Annotated in this window: 19 protein-coding genes; 3 read left to right on the forward strand and 16 right to left on the reverse strand. The window is 45.5% G+C overall.

The features are described from left to right. The first annotated feature begins 133 nt into the window (after nucleotides 1–133). Both ABV001_RS10440 and ABV001_RS10445 read left to right on the forward strand, forming a co-directional pair. Nucleotides 134–511 (forward strand): hypothetical protein, encoded by a 378-nt coding sequence (locus ABV001_RS10440; RefSeq protein WP_352422746.1) that lies wholly within the window; start codon nucleotides 134–136, stop codon nucleotides 509–511. Between the two features lie 89 nt (nucleotides 512–600). Further along, a complete protein-coding gene (locus ABV001_RS10445; protein ID WP_352422747.1) occupies nucleotides 601–1,497 on the forward strand; it encodes an NAD kinase in 897 nt (298 codons plus the stop codon). A 16-nt stretch (nucleotides 1,498–1,513) separates the two neighbouring features. Here the strand turns inward: ABV001_RS10445 and ABV001_RS10450 are convergent, their stop codons facing one another. The 14 genes from ABV001_RS10450 to pruA all read right to left on the reverse strand — a co-directional run bounded on the left by ABV001_RS10450 (nucleotide 1,514) and on the right by pruA (nucleotide 13,671). After that, nucleotides 1,514–1,696, reverse strand: coding sequence for a hypothetical protein (locus ABV001_RS10450; protein WP_352422748.1), 183 nt, complete (start codon nucleotides 1,694–1,696; stop codon nucleotides 1,514–1,516). 11 nt (nucleotides 1,697–1,707) lie between these two features. Further along, the gene (locus tag ABV001_RS10455; RefSeq protein WP_294082615.1) at nucleotides 1,708–2,865 is read right to left on the reverse strand and encodes a sodium ion-translocating decarboxylase subunit beta; all 1,158 of its coding nucleotides are present in this window, start codon (nucleotides 2,863–2,865) and stop codon (nucleotides 1,708–1,710) included. Between the two features lie 96 nt (nucleotides 2,866–2,961). Continuing rightward, the gene (locus ABV001_RS10460; RefSeq protein ID WP_352422749.1) at nucleotides 2,962–4,119 is read right to left on the reverse strand and encodes a sodium ion-translocating decarboxylase subunit beta; all 1,158 of its coding nucleotides are present in this window, start codon (nucleotides 4,117–4,119) and stop codon (nucleotides 2,962–2,964) included. 15 nt (nucleotides 4,120–4,134) lie between these two features. Further along, entirely contained in the window at nucleotides 4,135–4,578 is a 444-nt protein-coding gene (locus ABV001_RS10465) for an acetyl-CoA carboxylase biotin carboxyl carrier protein (protein WP_294082613.1), read from the reverse strand. Between the two features lie 49 nt (nucleotides 4,579–4,627). After that, nucleotides 4,628–5,533, reverse strand: a complete 906-nt coding sequence (locus ABV001_RS10470; RefSeq protein ID WP_294082612.1) for an OadG family transporter subunit — start codon at nucleotides 5,531–5,533, stop codon at nucleotides 4,628–4,630. A 12-nt stretch (nucleotides 5,534–5,545) separates the two neighbouring features. Beyond that, the gene (locus ABV001_RS10475; RefSeq protein ID WP_352422750.1) at nucleotides 5,546–7,108 is read right to left on the reverse strand and encodes an acyl-CoA carboxylase subunit beta; all 1,563 of its coding nucleotides are present in this window, start codon (nucleotides 7,106–7,108) and stop codon (nucleotides 5,546–5,548) included. 70 nt (nucleotides 7,109–7,178) lie between these two features. Further along, on the reverse strand, nucleotides 7,179–7,586 hold the full coding sequence (gene mce, locus ABV001_RS10480; RefSeq protein WP_323424429.1) for a methylmalonyl-CoA epimerase: 408 nt from the start codon (nucleotides 7,584–7,586) through the stop codon (nucleotides 7,179–7,181). A 116-nt stretch (nucleotides 7,587–7,702) separates the two neighbouring features. Further along, nucleotides 7,703–8,686: a 6-phosphofructokinase gene (gene pfkA, locus ABV001_RS10485; RefSeq protein WP_352422751.1), complete on the reverse strand. Its 984-nt coding sequence runs from the start codon at nucleotides 8,684–8,686 to the stop codon at nucleotides 7,703–7,705. A 118-nt stretch (nucleotides 8,687–8,804) separates the two neighbouring features. Beyond that, nucleotides 8,805–9,698, reverse strand: coding sequence for a 4-hydroxy-3-methylbut-2-enyl diphosphate reductase (locus tag ABV001_RS10490; RefSeq protein ID WP_352422752.1), 894 nt, complete (start codon nucleotides 9,696–9,698; stop codon nucleotides 8,805–8,807). Next, nucleotides 9,695–10,393: a (d)CMP kinase gene (cmk, locus tag ABV001_RS10495; protein ID WP_352422753.1), complete on the reverse strand. Its 699-nt coding sequence runs from the start codon at nucleotides 10,391–10,393 to the stop codon at nucleotides 9,695–9,697. Before cmk ends, ABV001_RS10490 begins: the two co-directional genes overlap by 4 nt. Before the next feature lie 178 nt (nucleotides 10,394–10,571). Continuing rightward, nucleotides 10,572–11,261, reverse strand: a complete 690-nt coding sequence (locus ABV001_RS10500; protein ID WP_352422754.1) for an SMUG2 DNA glycosylase family protein — start codon at nucleotides 11,259–11,261, stop codon at nucleotides 10,572–10,574. A 75-nt stretch (nucleotides 11,262–11,336) separates the two neighbouring features. After that, the gene (locus ABV001_RS10505) at nucleotides 11,337–11,771 is read right to left on the reverse strand and encodes a putative toxin-antitoxin system toxin component, PIN family (RefSeq protein ID WP_352422755.1); all 435 of its coding nucleotides are present in this window, start codon (nucleotides 11,769–11,771) and stop codon (nucleotides 11,337–11,339) included. Next, nucleotides 11,737–11,955 (reverse strand): hypothetical protein, encoded by a 219-nt coding sequence (locus ABV001_RS10510; protein WP_352422756.1) that lies wholly within the window; start codon nucleotides 11,953–11,955, stop codon nucleotides 11,737–11,739. Before ABV001_RS10510 ends, ABV001_RS10505 begins: the two co-directional genes overlap by 35 nt. Nucleotides 11,956–12,039: 84 nt before the next feature. Then, nucleotides 12,040–13,671 carry an L-glutamate gamma-semialdehyde dehydrogenase gene (gene pruA, locus ABV001_RS10515; RefSeq protein ID WP_352422757.1) on the reverse strand — a complete coding sequence of 544 codons (1,632 nt, stop codon included), beginning with the start codon at nucleotides 13,669–13,671 and terminating at the stop codon, nucleotides 12,040–12,042. A gap of 247 nt (nucleotides 13,672–13,918) precedes the next feature. Between pruA and ABV001_RS10520 the strand changes: the two genes are divergently transcribed. Continuing rightward, nucleotides 13,919–15,100: a proline dehydrogenase family protein gene (locus ABV001_RS10520; protein WP_352422758.1), complete on the forward strand. Its 1,182-nt coding sequence runs from the start codon at nucleotides 13,919–13,921 to the stop codon at nucleotides 15,098–15,100. Nucleotides 15,101–15,248: 148 nt separating this feature from the next. Here ABV001_RS10520 and ABV001_RS10525 read toward each other — a convergent pair whose 3' ends face one another. Continuing rightward, nucleotides 15,249–16,298 (reverse strand): 2-oxoacid:ferredoxin oxidoreductase subunit beta, encoded by a 1,050-nt coding sequence (locus ABV001_RS10525; protein ID WP_352422759.1) that lies wholly within the window; start codon nucleotides 16,296–16,298, stop codon nucleotides 15,249–15,251. Nucleotide 16,299: 1 nt separating this feature from the next. Beyond that, nucleotides 16,300–18,165: a 2-oxoacid:acceptor oxidoreductase subunit alpha gene (locus ABV001_RS10530; protein ID WP_352422760.1), complete on the reverse strand. Its 1,866-nt coding sequence runs from the start codon at nucleotides 18,163–18,165 to the stop codon at nucleotides 16,300–16,302. Nucleotides 18,166–18,181: the final 16 nt, after the last annotated feature.

Genomic DNA, 18,181 nt, shown 5'->3' on the forward strand with positions numbered 1-18,181 from the left:
CTTTGTTTACATTTACACTGAGTTTGGTCATAAAAAGAAAAAAATAAAAACCCGTAGGAACTTTCAAATAGGCAAAATTTTGCCATCTTTGTAAATCAGATACAAAAGTAATACGAAATAACCGTTTTGCGCAATGTCGACCAAAGAATTTATCAAAGAACAGGTGGAAAAATTCAGTTCTTCGTTTACCCCGGGGCAGTTTACAGAACTTTCCATGATGGAAAATTCCCTTATTATATTGGAGGTTCCGTTGAAAGATTATACACTCACTGAGATAGCACGGATTGTAGAAAGTAACAATGCACATATAACGACTCTCAACGTAATGCCAATTTCCGGAGGGGAATTCCTGCTGATTTCATTAAAACTCGATACAGATGACGTGTCCGTTCTTTTAAGAAGTTTTGAGCGGTTTAATTATAATGTAGTTTACTATTTTATGAAAGAAGGAGAAGTGACCGATACCCAAAAGGAGCGGTTGGATGAGTTGATGTATTATTTGGAAATGTGATGGTTGATCTACTGATGTGATGATTTACTGATGTACTGATGTACTGATTCATCAAGTCAACGATTGGATAATTAAACGATTAAGAAAAAATGAAATTTGCTTTATTCGGGAGTATGTTTCCCGACAGGACCGCCAAAGCCGAAGAACAGATATGTGGGGTATGTGAAGCTATCGGGCGAAACGGGGGAGAATTATGTTTACCTGTGGACTTCTTCTACAGCTTGCCGACCCCTCTTCGCCAACGGATCGCTCCTCTCTGTACACTTGAGGAGAAATTAATCCCGGTGGATATGGCTGTGAGTGTGGGGGGCGACGGTACTTTCCTGAGAACGGCCGGTACGGTCGGTGATTCGGGTATTCCTATTCTGGGTATCAATACAGGACGATTGGGCTTTTTGGCAGCGATTAATTATGCCGATATGGAAGAAACGTTACAGGAGGTAATGAAGGATAAATACAAAGTGGAAGAGCGCTCATTGCTGAAGTTGTCGACCGATGAGGCGTTTCCTCCGGAGCATTTTAATGTGCATGCCCTCAATGAAGTGGCCGTCCTGAAACAGGATACGGCTTCCATGCTTTCAATCCATGCTTATATCAATAACGATTATCTGACCTCTTACCAGGCAGACGGATTGGTGATATCCACGCCTACCGGATCTACTGCCTATTCATTGAGTATTGGGGGTTCCATTTTATCACCCACTACCCCCAGCATTATCCTTTCGGCTATTGCCCCCCACAATCTTACATCGAGATCGTTGGTAGTGGACGACAGCAGTATTATTTCGTTAAAAGTAGAGAGCCGCAGCCATATGTTCCTTGTCTCAGTGGATGGTGAGTCACGCGTATTGGACGAGTCGATAAGTATCCAAGTGAGAAAAGACGATTATACACTCCGTGTGGTGAAGCGGATAGGGCACACTTTTTACGAAACACTCCGGGATAAACTGATGTGGGGGGCTGATGTCAGGAAGCAAAATAAATAGTAGACAGAACCACTTTTCATTCTTCACTCTCTTCCTCTTCGGATATCTCCTCCATAAATTCTTCCACCGGTTTTTCTTCCTGATAGGGAAGGTATTTGTCGAGCGCAAGGATAATCAGGTAGAAAAAGGACATAAAAATAAAAATTCCTACCATCCCTATGGTAGCGATGAACAGCGTTGTTTGTATGGTTGATGTCATAGTCTTTGTTTTTAAGCAAGTAAAGGAACCAGTGTCAATATAATACCTCCTGCCACTACCGAGCCTATCTGTCCCCCTACATTGGCACTGATGGCCGGCATAAGCAGATAGTTATAGGGATCTTCTTTTTGCCCCATCTGGTGGATCACGCGAGCCGACATCGGGAATGCTGAAATGCCGCAAGCACCAATCATCGGATTGATTTTGTTGCCTTCTTTTCGGAACAGGTTCAGGAATTTCGCAAAGATCACGCCACCAAAAGTGTCGAAGATAAAGGCGAAGAGTCCCAGGGCAATAATGATCAGGGTGTCTGTGCGGATAAACCTGTCGGCTGTCATTGTACTGGCGATGGTGATTCCAAGCAATATGGTAACCAGGCTCGAGAGTTCGTTCTGGGCCGACTGAGACAATTTATTCAATACGCCGCATTCACGGATCAGGTTGCCAAACATCAGGAAGCCGATCAGCGACAGAGAAGAAGGAGCGATAATACCTGCTGCCACGGTAATTACAATAGGGAATGCGATAAGTGCTTTTTTGGATATCTTCTTATTGTTGTGGCTTGCCGATGACATCCTGATTAGCCGTTCCTTACGGGAAGTCAGTAGCCGTATCACCGGTGGCTGGATAATGGGCACGAGTGCCATATAAGAATAAGCTGCCACGGAGATGGGACCCAGCAGGTTGGGCGCGAAACGTGAGGCCACCACGATAGAGGTAGGTCCGTCGGCGGCGCCTATAATACCGATGGATGCGGCTTCACGGATATCATATCCCAGCAGTGTGGCGAATATCATTGTTATGAAAATACCGAATTGTGCAGCCGCACCGAATAGGAGTAATGAGGGATTCCGGAATAAGGGAGCAAAATCGATCATTGCCCCGATTGCGATAAATATGAGCAAGGGGAAAATCTCGGTGGCAATACCGGCATCGAAGAAAATATTCAGTACGCCTTCCACGGCTTCTCCCGTGGCGGGATCGATTTGTGTGAGTGCGGATGATAAGGGGATATTCACTAAGATAGCACCAAATCCCATCGGCAACAAAAGTGTAGGTTCATAATTTTTCGCGATGGCCAGATAAATCAGGATGAGGCCTATGCCAATCATCACCAAATGCTGCCATGTCATGCCGGCTATTGCCGGTAACAGTTGTTCTAATCCCATGAAATATCAATCTTTTATATACTCTGTACTTGAATTTGCTATATCGAAAGAGGCGAGACTACTGTCCCGCCTCTGTTTTTGAATAACTCAATATGGTTAATATAAGAATCCCAACAGGATACCGGCAGCTACCGCTGAACCGATCACACCGGCCACATTGGGACCCATGGCGTGCATCAACAGGTAATTGCTGGGTTCGTATTCCAATCCGATTATCTGGGAGATACGGGCTGAATCAGGTACGGCTGAAACGCCGGAATTCCCAATCAGCGGGTTGATCTTCTTCTCTTTCGGCAATATCAGATTGAATAACTTCACGAAGAGGATTCCTGCACAAGTAGCAATGACGAAAGATAATGCACCGATAGCAAATACTTTCAGCGACTCAATCCGCAAGAAAGTCGTTGCCTGTGTAGAAGCACCTACGGTGAGTCCCAACAGGATAGTAACGATGTCGATTAGCGGACCACGTGCCGTTTCAGCCAAACGACGGGTTACACCCGATTCTTTCAACAGGTTACCGAAAAACAGCATTCCCAACAAGGGAAGGCCCGAGGGTACCAGGAATGTAGTCAACAATAACCCCATGATGGGAAACAGTACTTTTTCGGTTTGTGAAACCACACGGGGTGTTTTCATCTTGATGACCCGTTCTTTCTTTGTTGTCAACATCCGCATAAAGGGAGGCTGGATAACGGGCACCAACGCCATATAAGAGTAAGCTGAAATAGCTACCGCACCCAACAGGTGAGGGGCGAGTTTCGAGGTGGTAAAGATGGCGGTAGGACCATCTGCCCCGCCAATGATACCGATGGCTCCTGCTTCATTGGGCGCGAATCCCATTTGCAATGCGATTATATAAGCTCCGAAAATACCGAACTGGGCAGCCGCTCCAATCAGGATTAACTTAGGGTTGGCTATCAGAGCCGAGAAATCCGTCATAGCCCCGATACCGAGGAAGATCAACGGGGGATACCATCCCTTCACCACACCCTGGTACAGAATATTTAAGACCGATCCTTCTTCATAAATACCTACCTGCAGGTTGGCAGCCTCGTTGAACGGAATGTTCCCGATTAGGATACCAAATCCGATGGGGATCAACAGGAGGGGTTCATACTCTTTTGTGATGGCAAGGTAAATGAAAATTAACCCGATGAGGATCATCACTATATGGCCTATCTCCGCATTGGCAAACCCGGTATAGCCCCAGAATGTCCGTAGATTGTCTGTTAATGATAATAATGTGTTCATACTTCATCCCGGGTTTTATTCAATGACTACAAGATCGGCTCCTTCGAGTACCGAGTCTCCTTTCTGTATAAGAATTTCCGTTATTTTTCCATTCCCGTTGGCAAGGATATTGTTTTCCATCTTCATTGCCTCAAGGATCATAAGGGTTTGTCCTTTCTTTACTGTATCTCCCACTTTGCAACGGATATCCAGGATGACTCCGGGAAGCGGGGATTGAATGGTGTTTTTACCGGCAGGAGCGGATGGTTTTGTTACGAGAGGAGTGGATGCACCTTGTGGTGTGGGACCTTGCGCGGAAGTAGGCTGCCGTTGTACGACAGCTTTGGGCTTTGATGCTTTAGGCGCTATTTCAACCGTGTAGGGTGTACCGTTCACTTCAAGTTCTACAAGTTCATTGTCCGACTTGTTAATTACAACCCTGAAAGGGGCACCGTTGATTTTATAATTGAACTCTTTCATATTGATTATTATGTCTTTATTCTTTACTCTTTGTTTTTTATTCTATCTCCTACTTTGGTAATTTCCTTAATGTCTGCAGTTTGGAATTCCACGGAGAATAGTTTCTCTTCACATGTTGGATAGTGAGAATGGTAGATTCTATATCATGCTGATCCTCTTTCATCTCGTGAATAGCGGCAGAGATCGCGGCCAGTACTTCTCCTGATAAATGTGAATGGCTTCTCGCTGCGGAGAGGGTGCCGCTTTTGGCTACCTTCCTCTCTGACATCCGGTTGGCTACATTTCCGGATATTTTGAAAAAGAAGTAGAGTGCAATCAGTGCGGAAAATACCACCAACATGGAGGTGATGGTAAGCATCCCTCCCCATGAGTCGGTTTCCTGAAGGCCGACCACTTTGGGATTTTCTTCCAGAATGGCGTTATTACTGCTGGGGGTTACCCGCTCAAGGTGAGTGGCGAGATTTTTCCCTTCCTCATCAAGTTTAATGCCATCCTGCGGATAGCCGTAGGTCTGGTCAGCCAACATGCCGGCCGGGATCACGATCTCGTCGAGCAGTGTTTTCCCGTCATTTTCATATAATGCGATATAGTTCTCTTTCGTAGGATCGAGCTTGAAGTTCACATGGAATGTTCCGTTGAAAGGTTCGTCATCGGCCCAGAACAAGGCATGTTGATGGGGGGGGATCTTCGTCAAGACATCTCCACGGGGGATTGGGTACTTTTTCGGATTATTGCGGTCGTTGGTGAGGTATCTTCCCCCCAGATCCTGCGTTTTTGCCGTATTGTTGTATATTTCAATCCATCCGTTCCGTTGGCCGAAATCATCCATATAGCTGCCTTCGTTAAGAACCATGACTTCGTTGATTACCCAGGCCGGATTCTTCTGTTTGGAACTGCATCCGGAGGCTAATAGTACCGCGGTGAAAAGAAATAATACTATTTTTAGGTTTCTCATATTCAACTGCATTTAAAGAGGTAGATTATCATGCTTTTTGGCCGGGTTCTGCAATTTTTTGGTTTGCAGTTGCTGTAATGCACGAATAACACGGAAACGGGTGTTCCGCGGCTCAATCACATCATCAATATATCCGTAGCGCGCTGCCACATATGGGTTAGTGAAGAGGTCGTTATATTCGTTCTTCTTTTCTTCCTTCACTGCAACCACTTTTTCAGGATCTTTTTCAGCCGCGATCTCCTTACTGTAAAGTACTTCTACAGCCCCATCAGCACCCATCACCGCGATTTCTGCAGTAGGCCAAGCATAGTTGATATCGCCCCGGAGTTGTTTACAACTCATCACAATATGTGCACCGCCGTAAGATTTACGCAATGTAACTGTTACTTTCGGTACGGTCGCCTCACCATAAGCATACAACAGTTTGGCCCCGTGGGTGATTACTCCACCATATTCCTGTCCTGTTCCGGGAAGGAAGCCCGGTACATCTACCAGAGACACGATGGGGATATTGAAAGCATCGCAGAACCGGACAAAACGGGCCGCTTTGCGCGAAGCGTTGATATCGAGTACGCCGGCCAGGAATTTAGGCTGGTTTGCCACAATACCTACCGATTGTCCGTTGAAACGGGCAAAGCCTACGATGATATTTTTTGCATAATCGGCATGGACTTCCAGAAATTCGCCCTTGTCGATGATCGCGCCGATCACTTCATACATATCGTATGGTTTGTTGGGACTGTCGGGGATAATTTCGTTAAGTGCGTCATCCAGCCTGTCAATGGGATCATCATTGGGTTGCAGGGGCGCTTCTTCCAGATTGTTCTGTGGAATAAAACTGAGCAGGTGACGGATCAGTTTCAATCCATCCTCTTCAGTTTGTACCTGAAACTGGGAAACACCTGATTTGGTAGAATGCACTGAAGCTCCTCCCAGTTGTTCCTGGGTAACATCCTCTCCCGTGACTGTTTTCACTACTTTGGGGCCGGTGAGGAACATATAAGAAGTTCCCTGGGTCATGATGATAAAGTCGGTCAGGGCAGGAGAATACACTGCACCGCCGGCGCAGGGACCAAAAATACCCGATATTTGGGGAATTACACCTGACGCGAGGATATTACGTTGGAATATTTCGGCATATCCTCCCAATGCGTTGATACCTTCCTGGATACGGGCACCACCCGAGTCGTTGATACCAATCACAGGAGCACCCATTTTCATTGCCTGATCCATCACTTTGCAGATCTTTTGTGCTTGCATTTCGGACAGGGAACCGCCGGAAACGGTAAAATCCTGTGCAAAAACATACACAAGACGTCCGTAGATTGTTCCGTAGCCTGTTACCACACCATCTCCCAGGAATGTGGTTTTTTCCATTCCGAAGTTGTGGCAACGGTGTTCCACAAACATGTCGAATTCTTCAAAACTTCCTTCATCCAGAAGCATGGCGAGTCTTTCACGTGCCGTGTATTTTCCTTTGAGGTGTTGCGATTCAATTCTTTTTTCGCCCCCCCCTAAACGAGCTTTTTCACGCAGTTGGATAAGCTCTTTTACTTTCTCGAGTTGGTTGCTCATATAAAAATGTTAATTTAAAACGGTGTAAATATTTTCTATCAATCTGGTGCCGGAGAGGAAATCTTCCGGATTATTCGGGATGTTCGCACAATTCGGTCAGAACACCGCCGGTAGATTTGGGATGCAGAAAAGCGATATTCAATCCTTCGGCTCCCGGGCGTGCTTCATGGTCGATCAGCCGTACCCCTTTTCCTTCCACTTCTTTCAAGGCGTCATTGACATTTTCTGTGGCAAAAGCCATGTGATGGATCCCTTCACCTCTTTTTTCAATGAATTTGGCGATGGTGCTCTCTTCACTGGTGGGTTCCAATAATTCAATCTTGGTTTGTCCCACCTTGAAAAAGGCCGTTTTAACTTTTTGGTCTTCTACTGTCTCGATGTTATAGCATTTTAACCCCAAAACCCCTTCATAATAAGGCAGTTGCTCTTCGATGCTCTTTACAGCAATCCCGATGTGCTCGATGTGTGTAATCTTCATATTATTATATTCTTATGATATTTCAGTATTTAGCTACAAAAGTACGTCTTTCAATTATAAAAAAGAATTAAAAACAGATATTTATTTTTTGAGAACGTGATGTAAGGGGATAACTATCAGATAGAGGAGATACGTAATACCTCCAGGAGTTCCCGGCTGATTTCCCTCTCTTTCTTAATGGCCCGTTTAAACGGGACATATGCGATTTCGTTTTCCCGTATACCGATCATCACATTTCGTTGATTTTCCATCAATGCTTGTATGGCAGCAACACCCATGCGGCTTGCAAGGATACGGTCCTGTGCCGTGGGTGAACCGCCGCGCTGCAAATGTCCGAGTATGGACACACGCACATCATATTGAGGATATTCTGTTTTTACCCTTTCGGCCAATTTCATGGCGCCACCGGTCACTTCACTTTCGGTGACAAGTACCATGCTGCTGCTTTTTGATTTGCGGAAGCCCTGTTCTATGAGTTCTCCCAACTGGTCTTTTTCGATACTTATTTCCGGGATGATCGCAGCTTCGGCTCCCGAAGCAATCGCACTGTTGAGCGCGAGGTAGCCACAATTGCGTCCCATCACTTCTACAAAGAACAAACGTTCGTGTGAAGTGGCTGTATCACGTATTTTGTCCATCGATTGCATGATGGTGTTCAAGGCTGTATCGTACCCGATAGTCGTGTCGGTACCGTTCAAGTCATTGTCGATGGTGCCGGGGAGCCCTACGACGGGTATATTATACTCGCCGGCGAAAATAGAGGCGCCCGTGAGAGATCCGTCACCACCAATCACCACCAATGCTTCTATACCATGTTGCTGCATATTCTCGTAAGCGATCCTGCGCCCTTCCTCCGTCATAAAATCTGTAGACCGGGCTGTCTTCAGCATGGTTCCCCCTTGCTGGATAATATTGCTTACGCTATTGGTTTTGAATTCCACTATTTCGTCAGAGATCAGGCCTCTGTACCCACGGTAAATGCCGTATACCTTCATGCCATTGAATATTCCGGCACGGGTTACCGCGCGGATGGCTGCATTCATGCCAGGTGCGTCTCCCCCCGAGGTGAGGACACCTATACTTTTTATATTAGAGTCCATAATTGAAATGTTAGTCTTTGAAGATTTGGATGTTATTTACCCGAACTTTTTGAAAAACTCTTTTAAATAACGAAGCGCAAAGATAGATTTTTTTTATGATGCATACAAAAAAAGCTGCTTAAAAAGCAGCTTTTTCAACTTCCATCTGGGGCTGTAGTTTTATTATATTCCGGGCTACGGCCTCCATTTGCGACATAGGCGTGGAGGTTGCCCCGCAAATGCCTATACTGATATCTTCTTTTAAAAGGGATGGGTCTATCTCATCCGGATGGTGGATCAGGTATGAATTGGGATTCTTTTTTTTGCATTCGGCAAACAATACTTTACCATTGGAACTTTTTTCACCGGCGATAAAGAAGATGAGATCATGATTTTCTGCAAACTCCTGTATATTGGGAACCCTGTTCGATACTTGCCGGCAGATAGTATCATAAAATTCAAATTTGGCCCCGTTCTGCATTCGGGATTTAATCAGTTCCCCCACTTCCTGAAATCCTTCAAGGGATTTGGTCGTTTGTGAAAAGAGGCTGATATCTTTTGTAAAGTCTAATTTATCTATTTCCTCTTTGCTCTCTATGACGATCGCTGTCTCATTTGTCTGGCCAAGCAGTCCATTCACTTCTGCGTGTCCTTTCTTGCCAAAAATAACGACTTGGGCGTCCTCAGTTTCAGCATGGGTATATTTTTTCTTGATTCGTTTCTGCAATCCCAACACTACGGGACAAGAAGCGTCAATCAGCTCTATATTGTTTTGTTTGGCTATTTCGTAAGTGCTGGGTGGTTCACCGTGTGCACGAAGCAATACCTTTACATTCTTTAATTCCTTGAACTGCTCATGGTTGATGGTGATCATTCCCATTTTTTCCAGGCGTTCCACTTCTATGTTGTTGTGCACAATATCACCCAGACAATACAGTATGCCCTCTTTTTGCAGTTCCTCTTCAGCTCTGGAGATAGCTTTTGCTACTCCGAAGCAGCAGCCGGACTGCCTGTCTATTTCAATTCTGTTCATTTTTTTGCTGTGATTCTATTAAATAAATGTATAGCCCATTGCAACTGACCCTCAATATCTACATGCGTATTGTCGAGTTCAATAGCGTCGTCGGCCTTACGTAACGGACTTTCTGCACGAGTGGTGTCACGCAGGTCACGTTCCTTTACATTGGCCAGTATCTCTTCATATGCCGGGGGATTGATTCCTTTTGCCTTCATTTCATCGAAACGGCGTTGTGCCCGTATCTCAGCCGGTGCGGTGATGAAGAGTTTCAATTCGGCATCCGGAAAAACAACTGTGCCGATATCGCGGCCATCCATTACCACCCCTTTCTCTTTACCCATTTCCTGTTGCTGGCGGACCAGTTCTTTCCGCACAAAGCCGAGTGTACTTACCCGGCTGGCGCCATTGGCCACTTCCAGGGTGCGGATCTCGTCTTCCACATTCTCTCCGTTCAGATAAGTATCCTGCCTTCCCAGTGAGTTGGGGCTAAATGTTATCTTTATCTCCGCGATATGTTCACGAAGCGCTTCCTCATCCATGGCGGTCTCTGTTATCCACCCTTTCCGGATGGCATATAAAGCGACCGCGCGATACATGGCGCCACTGTCGATATAGGTGTATCCCAATTCCCTGGCCAGGTCCTTGGCCATTGTGCTTTTGCCACACGAGGAAAAGCCGTCGATGGCAATATTGATCTTTTTTGCGTGCATATCCACATGAATAATCTCCTCATCCGATATTTACCTGCGATAACCTGCAAAGGGTCAATGCCCCGAATGAGATAAACAAAGTACAAAGATAGAATGTTTTTACGGAATATTTATTTAACAGATAATGAAACAGTCTTTTGACAATTTTATAGAAGGTGAATGACCGATATCAGAGGGCTTATTTTTCGAATGCCAACAGGTATTTATCGATATAGAGTTGTTTCTCCTTTGATTTGTATTGCTGGATATAGCGTGGATGTTCCAATACCGTCATCCGGTCAAATAGTTTTTCTTTTTTATTGAGTTTGGCTATAAAATCTGCGTTCTTCTTCCCCAGGATAAATACTTCGGAAGTATCCAGTCCTATCTCAATATGTTTCCTGAGTGATTCGATCATAAACCCTTTTACCATTTCGAACAGGGTCTTGTCGTCATAGTAATTGGCATTAAGCCAATTGCCGTCTTTTGTGGCACGAATGATGGCCAACGGAAAAGGTGAGTTGATATAAAACTGGCTGTAAAATGCCTCTGCGCCTCCATAAGCTTCAATCATATCGTACATGAACCACGAAGAGACCTCGTGGGTATGGGCAGAATGCATAGTGATTCCGCATACGCTTTCCAACCGTTTGGTATCGGTAAAGGGGACACCTGTAACCCCTGCACCGTGGCGGCTGGGGTTGATGCCGATAATAAATCTGCGTGGATTCGTGTCGTTATAGTATTTGCGGTAGAATGCCTCCATCACCTGCATCGTTTCCGGATTTTCCAGAAAAGGGTTCAGTACCTGAAAGCCCTCCGGCAACTCACCGGCATAACGCAATCCTCTGTTGAAAGCAATAACCTTGTCTGCGATATTGTTTGTCATTCTTACACCTGTCTCTTCGTGACCGCTAAATATGCGTTGTCAATAACGGAAAGTATTCGTTTCACACTTTAATTTTCATTTTACTCCAATCATTGATTTATAATCAAACAAGTTTAAAACTTTTAGAGATTTCTTGACAGGCGTCTGTAGCTCCTTTTTATCTCCTGATACTAGGAAATTACTATGAGACTTGTATGCCAGATCGAACAAAAAATTGTCTTTGGCATCTGCACAATCTTTGAATTTTTCCTCCGTCTTACAATAAATAGTTATCCTTTCGTAAAATGCAAGATGTTCATCGATATTCAAAGGGAAATATTTTTTTATTTTTGGGCGTAACATGACCTCCGTTAGTTCCTGTGTCAACTCATCTGAACGATATAATACCACTCCTTTGTTCAATACCATATCAACTAGTTCAGTCAGTTTGCCTGTTATAAAGTAACTAACCCAGAGATTGGTGTCGAATACCGTTTTATGATCCCGTATATCTGTTTTTTCGTACAGCATTGACTTCTTCTAGAATTTCCTCTATAGTAATACTATTATTTGACACAGATGCATCTAATCTGGCTGCATCTGATAAGAGATAAAGCCTATTTAGTTCTTTTTCCAATAAATCTGGTTGTTTCTTTTTTAATTCACGTACAAAAAAATCAATCCGTTGAGATCTTGTTTTAACTGTTGCATCCATAACCGTTTAATTAAAATATTATATAAGCAAAGATATAAAATAAAACTATCCCGCCATGGATAACGGCGGGATAGTTTTATAAAATTACTCTTCCAGAAAGTTGGGATACATATAATCCGTAGCCGGAACAAATGTTTCCTTGATACATTGCGGTGACACCCAGCGGAGCAGGTTGAACACCGAACCGGCTTTGTCGTTGGTTCCCGAGCCGCGTCCGCCGCCGAACGGTTGCTGGTCGACTACCGCACCGGTGGGCTTGTCGTTGATATAGAAATTCCCGGCAGTGTGAGTCAACCGGGCCGTCATCTTTTCGATATTAGCCCTGTCGGCGGAGAAGATTGCCCCTGTAAGCGCATAATCGGTAGTGGTATCGAGGATGTCCAGCGTCTTGTCGAGATCTGCCGGGTCGTACAGATACACGGTGAGTATCGGACCGAATAGCTCTTCTTTCATTGTGATATAGTCGGGCTTCTTGGCCAGAATGATAGTGGGGTGGATGAAATAACCTTCCGACTTGTCGTAGGTGCCGCCACAAACGATTTCCGCATCGGGGGATGCTTTGGCATCGTCGATCGCCTTGGCCAGTTTATCAAACGAATCTTCATCGATCACCGCATTCACGAAATTGGAGAAATCTTCGGGTACACCCACTTTTATTTTAGAGAGATCATCGCTTACAAACGTCTTTACTTCTTCCCATAGAGTGGTGGGGATATAAGCACGCGAAGCGGCTGAACATTTCTGCCCCTGGTATTCGAATGCTCCACGGGTAAGCGCTGTAGCCACCTGCCTTGGATTGGCTGTGGCATCGGCAAAGACATAGTCTTTTCCTCCCGTTTCACCCACAATACGCGGATAGGATTTGTATTTCGACATATTGCCGGCGATTGTTTGCCACATACCGTTGAATACTCCGGTAGAGCCGGTAAAGTGCAGGCCTGCAAACTCACGATGGTTGAAGATCACATCAGCAGCAGCCCTTCCGTCGGCATAGACGAGATTGATCACACCGTCAGGCAATCCGGCTTCCTGCAATACCTTCATGATAAGGTGTGCAGAATAGATGGCTGTCTTTGAAGGTTTCCATACCACCGTATTTCCCATCAGTGCGGGGGCACCGGGCAGGTTACCGGCAATAGAGGTGAAATTGAAAGGTGTGAGTGCAAAGACGAATCCTTCGAGTGGACGCCATACCATGCGGTTCCATATACCGGCCGAGGAGTTGGGCTGCATCCGGTAAATCTGATCCATATTTTTCACGTTGTAGCGGAAGAAATCGATCAATTCGCACACCGCGTCTATTTCGGACTGATAAGCATTCTTCGATTGGCCTATCATGGTGACAGCATTGAATTCGTAACGATATGGACCGGCAATCAGTTCAGCAGCTTTCAGGAAAATGGCTGCACGGCTTTCCCATTGCATGGCTTCCCATGCCGGTTTGGCTTGTAATGCCGCGTCGATAGCCATCTGCACCTGAGTTTTGTCGCCTTGGTGATAATGACCTAAAAGATGGCGGTGATTGTGAGGAGGACGAATATCCTTGAGGTTACCGGTACGCACTTCCTTTCCACCGATGATCATCGGCAGGTCGAGGCCACCTTGATTCAGTTTTGCCAGTTTTTGTTTTAACGCCACCCTTTCGGGCGTCCCCGGAGCATAGCTCTTCACGGGTTCATTCTTTACTTCGGGTAATTGAAAAACTCCTTTGGACATAAGTTATTCTGTTTAATGAGATTTATTATTGGATGAGACAAATTTACCAAAAAAGTTTGATAAGACCGACTCCATGTGAAATTTTCGTCAAAAAAGTTTGAAGCGCTGGTGTCAAAGGAAATCTTAGCTGAAAAATATTCACATTGGAAATAAACAAGATTTATTTTCGATAATAAAAGAATAAAATCTTTTTGTTATTTTTGTGGACCTTTACAATACTTTTATACAACACTCTTACAGAAAAAGCATGCAATTGAAGGAATCACTACCGGTTTATTTTGAAAACACGGAAATCGCTTTTCGTGGTCAATCCAACGCAAGTTTAAGACAATCTTATCAACTCTTCAGGGTGATGAATAGCCGTACCTTGGTGAATATGGGTAAAAATCTTGTTAATCTGGCATTTGCCGTCCGTTTTCCCGTGGAGGGTATTATCCGCAATACTATTTATAAACATTTTGTGGGAGGTGTGTCTATTGAAGATTGTAGTAAGACGATTGACCGTCTGGCCCGGTGCAAGGTCGATTCTATCCTCGATTATGCACAGGAGGGAGAGGAGTCGGATGAGGCCTTTGATGCTACCTGCCGGGAGGTGATACGTACGGTTGAGTTTGCCGCTAACCATGAAAATGTGCCATTCAGCGTGTTTAAGATCACGGGAGTAGCGCGCTTCGACCTGTTGGCCAAGGTAAGTGAAAATCAGTCCCTGACCGATGAGGAGCAAGCCGAATACCGGCGGGTGGAAGAGCGTGTGGAGGCTATCTTCAGAAAGGGATTTGAATTGGATGTGCCGGTACTGGTTGATGCGGAAGAGACATGGATACAGCCGGTATTGGATGATATGGTGATGAACCTGATGTCACGCTATAATAAGGAGAAAGCTATTGTGCAAAATACTTACCAGATGTATCGACATGACAGTATAGAGCGGATCAAGCAACATCATCGTATGGCATTGGAAGGCGGATTTAAATTCGGACTGAAGATCGTACGGGGCGCTTACATGGAGAAAGAGCGTAACCGTGCTGCCGAACGGGGATACCCGTCACCTATCCAACCTGACAAGCCTGCTACAGACAAAGATTTTGATGATATTATCCGTTATTTTATGGAACATCTGGACAGTATCGACTTTATGGTAGCTACGCACAATGAAGATAGTTCTTTATTATTGGCCCGATTGATCGACGAATATAGATTGCCGAGAAATCATCGGGGAATTTATTTCTCGCAGTTGTATGGTATGAGTGACCATATCACCTATAATCTCGCAGAGAGTGGATATAATGTAGCGAAATATGTACCTTATGGCGCGGTAAGGACCATGATGCCTTATTTGTTCCGCCGGGCAGAGGAGAATTCTTCGGTTAAGGGACAGACCAGCCGCGAACTCAAGATGATCCGGACGGAAATAAAACGGAGAAGGTGATTCAATTGTTATTCGGCTTCGCCGTTATTCGCTTCGCGTTATTTCCCGCTTTGCGGGATAGTACAACCGAATAACGACCTAACTACAACCGAATAACAACTGAATAACAATCGAATAACAACTGAATAACAACTGAATAACAACCGAATTACTTTACTTCCCAAATATTGGAAGAATTAAGCAGAAACTCCGTGAATGATCTTTTCGGAGTCCTTGCCTGTACCTCTTCGATCTGTTTTTCGTATTCTTTTTCGTAAGTAGGTTCTTTCACATTACGGATTACCCCCAGAGCCACCGGGAGACTGTCAGCAGTATCCATCAATGCCAACTTCGTATGCAAAGTATTATCACGGGTGGTGGCGTCGTGTACGAGTACGTCATCCAGCGTATATCCATCTTCACCGATGGTCACTGCTTTGAGTTCCCATCCATCCATAACAATACCTCTGTTTTCCTCTTTTCCAAAGATCATCTTCTCGCCGTGCTGCAATATTATAGTGTTGTCGGCTTTCCAGTTGCGGTCACTGATCCTGTTATGGATCCCATCATTGAAGATTACACAGTTCTGCAGCACTTCTACAACCGAGGTGCCTTTGTGTTTGGCAGCCTCTATGATTACATCGGTTTGGTTTTTGATATCGACATCGATGGCACGGGCAAAGAAAGTCCCTCGTGCACCGAAAGTCAATTCTGCAGGACGGAAAGGATCCTCCACTGTCCCAAAGGGAGATGATTTGGAAACAAAGCCCCTGTCTGAAGTAGGAGAATATTGCCCTTTTGTAAGGCCGTATATCTTATTATTGAAGAGTAGAATATTGAGATCCACATTTCGGCGGATAGCATGGATGAAATGATTCCCGCCGATGGCGAGAGAGTCGCCGTCGCCGGTCGCTACCCATACGCTCAACCCGGGATTTGCCACCTTCACTCCCGTGGCGATAGCTGCCGCACGGCCGTGTATACTGTGAAAGCCATAGGTGTTCATGTAATAGGGCAGGCGGGATGAACAACCGATACCGGAGATGACAGCTATCTGGTGCGGCTCGATATTCAATTCCGCCATCGCTTTTTGGAGGCTGGTTAGAATAGCATAGTCACCACACCCCGGACACCAGCGGATGGCATTTTCACTTTTATAGTCTTTGGGAAGACGTTTCTGATATCTCAATTCCTTTGCTGCTATTTCACTTACTTCCATATTACTTTTCCTCCATAATTTTCGTAAACTCTTCGATCAATGTACTCACTTTGAACGGTTGTCCTTCTATCCGGTTGTATTTGTGGATATTGTCCAAATCCTGGAATCTACCGCTCAGGTAAGCGGCAAACTGCCCGTTGTTTTGTTCTGCCACAATTACTTTTTTATATTTTTTCAGCAGTTGGTGGGTATTTCGGGGGAGGGGATAAATATGCCTGAAATGCGTGTAGGCAACTTTCTTGCCGTTTGCATTGAGGCGTAGCGAAGCTTCCAGCAGATGACCGTATGTGCCGCCCCATCCTACGATCAACGTATCGGCATGTCTGTCGCCTGTCACCTGTTGTTCGGGAATGAAATCGGCTATTTTTTCGATTTTTGCACTGCGGACGTTTACCATCAACTGGTGATTATCCGGATTTGAGGAGATGATACCGGTAAGACGGTCTTTTTCCAATCCCCCGATACGGTGTGTATATCCGGGTGCACCTGCCGGGCTCCAATACCTGACGAGAGTCTCTTCATCACGGAAATAGGGTCTCCACTCTCCCGCGTCCCCCTTATAGTTGTCCTGCACATAAGGCGGTTTGATATCAGGATAGTCGTTCATGTCCGGAATTTTCCACGCCGATGAACCGTTGGCGATATACCCGTCGGTCAGCAAAATCACGGGAGTCATATGTTCCAGGGCGATCTTCGAAGCTGTGAAAGCCGTTTCAAAACAGTCGGTAGGTGCTGCTGCTGCCATCACCACCAGCGGGCTTTCACCGTTTCGTCCGTAGAGTGCCTGGTTGAGGTCACTCTGTTCGCTTTTAGTCGGCATCCCTGTGGAAGGGCCACTGCGCTGCACATCGATCACTACCAGGGGTAGTTCGGTCATCACCGCCAGTCCCAATGCTTCGCTTTTAAGCGATAATCCCGGCCCCGATGTGGAAGTGGCAGCCAGGCACCCTGCAAAACTGGCTCCGATTGCCGAAGTGATACCGGCAATTTCATCTTCCATCTGCAGGGCTTTCACCCCGAAGTCTTTCCGTTTGGTCAGTTCCTGTAGTATGTCGGTTGCCGGCGTGATAGGATAGGAACCGAGGAAGAGTTGTACACCTGCCTTTTCGGCAGCGGCGATCAATCCATAAGCCACGGCGGTATTCCCATTGATATCAGTATAGAATCCTTTGGCCGTCTCAATGGGGTCGATGCGGTAGGTGGAGGCGGTCATATCGGTGTTGTTCCCGTAGTTGTAACCATCGGTGAGCGCCTTGATATTGGCTTGTACCAGTATCGGTTTTTTTGAGAATTTTTGTTCGAGTAGTTTATCGGCTATTTCCAGCGGCCGGTTAAACAACCAACACACAATACCCAGGGCGAACATATTTTTACTGCGGAGTATTTCCTTGTTCTCCAATCCCGAGTCTGTCAGTGAGGCTTTTGTCAGGGTAGTAATATTTACTCCTATGGGTTGCACATAATCGAGATTGAGCTCGGCAAACGGATCTAATGTCTGGAAAAGTGCCTTGTCGAGATCTCTTTTCTGGAAGGAATCGGTATCGAACAGCACGATAGATCCTTTTTTCAGAAACTGAGCGTTTACTTTGAGTGCAGCAGGATTCATGGCGACCAATACATCGGTCTTGTCCCCTGAGTTATAGACATCCTTGGCACCGATTCTCACCTGGAATCCCGAAACGCCGTGTAATGACCCTTGCGGAGCGCGGATTTCAGCGGGAAAATCGGGGAATGTGGCAATTTCATTCCCGAAGATAGCCGATAACGTGGAGAATAAAGTCCCCGAAAGTTGCATTCCGTCACCGGAGTCACCTGAAAAACGAATGGTTACTTGTTTAATGTCGGTCACGACCGGATTCGTTGGCATAATTTTTTGTGGTGTT

Origin of the sequence: Proteiniphilum sp. (assembly GCF_040307845.1) — a bacterium.
Taxonomy (GTDB): domain Bacteria; phylum Bacteroidota; class Bacteroidia; order Bacteroidales; family Dysgonomonadaceae; genus Proteiniphilum.

Excerpts from the sequence above, each read along its gene's own strand:
- ABV001_RS10460 (WP_352422749.1), bottom strand. The coding sequence starts at position 4,119 with ATGAACACATTATTATCATTAACAGACAATCTACGGACATTCTGGGGC.
- ABV001_RS10450 (WP_352422748.1), bottom strand. The coding sequence starts at position 1,696 with ATGACATCAACCATACAAACAACGCTGTTCATCGCTACCATAGGGATG.
- ABV001_RS10490 (WP_352422752.1), bottom strand. The coding sequence starts at position 9,698 with ATGAACAGAATTGAAATAGACAGGCAGTCCGGCTGCTGCTTCGGAGTA.
- ABV001_RS10525 (WP_352422759.1), bottom strand. The coding sequence starts at position 16,298 with ATGGAAGTAAGTGAAATAGCAGCAAAGGAATTGAGATATCAGAAACGT.
- ABV001_RS10440 (WP_352422746.1), top strand. The coding sequence starts at position 134 with ATGTCGACCAAAGAATTTATCAAAGAACAGGTGGAAAAATTCAGTTCT.
- pfkA (WP_352422751.1), bottom strand. The coding sequence starts at position 8,686 with ATGGACTCTAATATAAAAAGTATAGGTGTCCTCACCTCGGGGGGAGAC.
- ABV001_RS10520 (WP_352422758.1), top strand. The coding sequence starts at position 13,919 with ATGCAATTGAAGGAATCACTACCGGTTTATTTTGAAAACACGGAAATC.
- ABV001_RS10510 (WP_352422756.1), bottom strand. The coding sequence starts at position 11,955 with ATGGATGCAACAGTTAAAACAAGATCTCAACGGATTGATTTTTTTGTA.
- ABV001_RS10500 (WP_352422754.1), bottom strand. The coding sequence starts at position 11,261 with ATGACAAACAATATCGCAGACAAGGTTATTGCTTTCAACAGAGGATTG.
- ABV001_RS10465 (WP_294082613.1), bottom strand. The coding sequence starts at position 4,578 with ATGAAAGAGTTCAATTATAAAATCAACGGTGCCCCTTTCAGGGTTGTA.
- ABV001_RS10445 (WP_352422747.1), top strand. The coding sequence starts at position 601 with ATGAAATTTGCTTTATTCGGGAGTATGTTTCCCGACAGGACCGCCAAA.
- mce (WP_323424429.1), bottom strand. The coding sequence starts at position 7,586 with ATGAAGATTACACACATCGAGCACATCGGGATTGCTGTAAAGAGCATC.
- cmk (WP_352422753.1), bottom strand. The coding sequence starts at position 10,393 with ATGCACGCAAAAAAGATCAATATTGCCATCGACGGCTTTTCCTCGTGT.
- ABV001_RS10475 (WP_352422750.1), bottom strand. The coding sequence starts at position 7,108 with ATGAGCAACCAACTCGAGAAAGTAAAAGAGCTTATCCAACTGCGTGAA.
- ABV001_RS10455 (WP_294082615.1), bottom strand. The coding sequence starts at position 2,865 with ATGGGATTAGAACAACTGTTACCGGCAATAGCCGGCATGACATGGCAG.
- ABV001_RS10530 (WP_352422760.1), bottom strand. The coding sequence starts at position 18,165 with ATGCCAACGAATCCGGTCGTGACCGACATTAAACAAGTAACCATTCGT.
- pruA (WP_352422757.1), bottom strand. The coding sequence starts at position 13,671 with ATGTCCAAAGGAGTTTTTCAATTACCCGAAGTAAAGAATGAACCCGTG.
- ABV001_RS10505 (WP_352422755.1), bottom strand. The coding sequence starts at position 11,771 with ATGCTGTACGAAAAAACAGATATACGGGATCATAAAACGGTATTCGAC.
- ABV001_RS10470 (WP_294082612.1), bottom strand. The coding sequence starts at position 5,533 with ATGAGAAACCTAAAAATAGTATTATTTCTTTTCACCGCGGTACTATTA.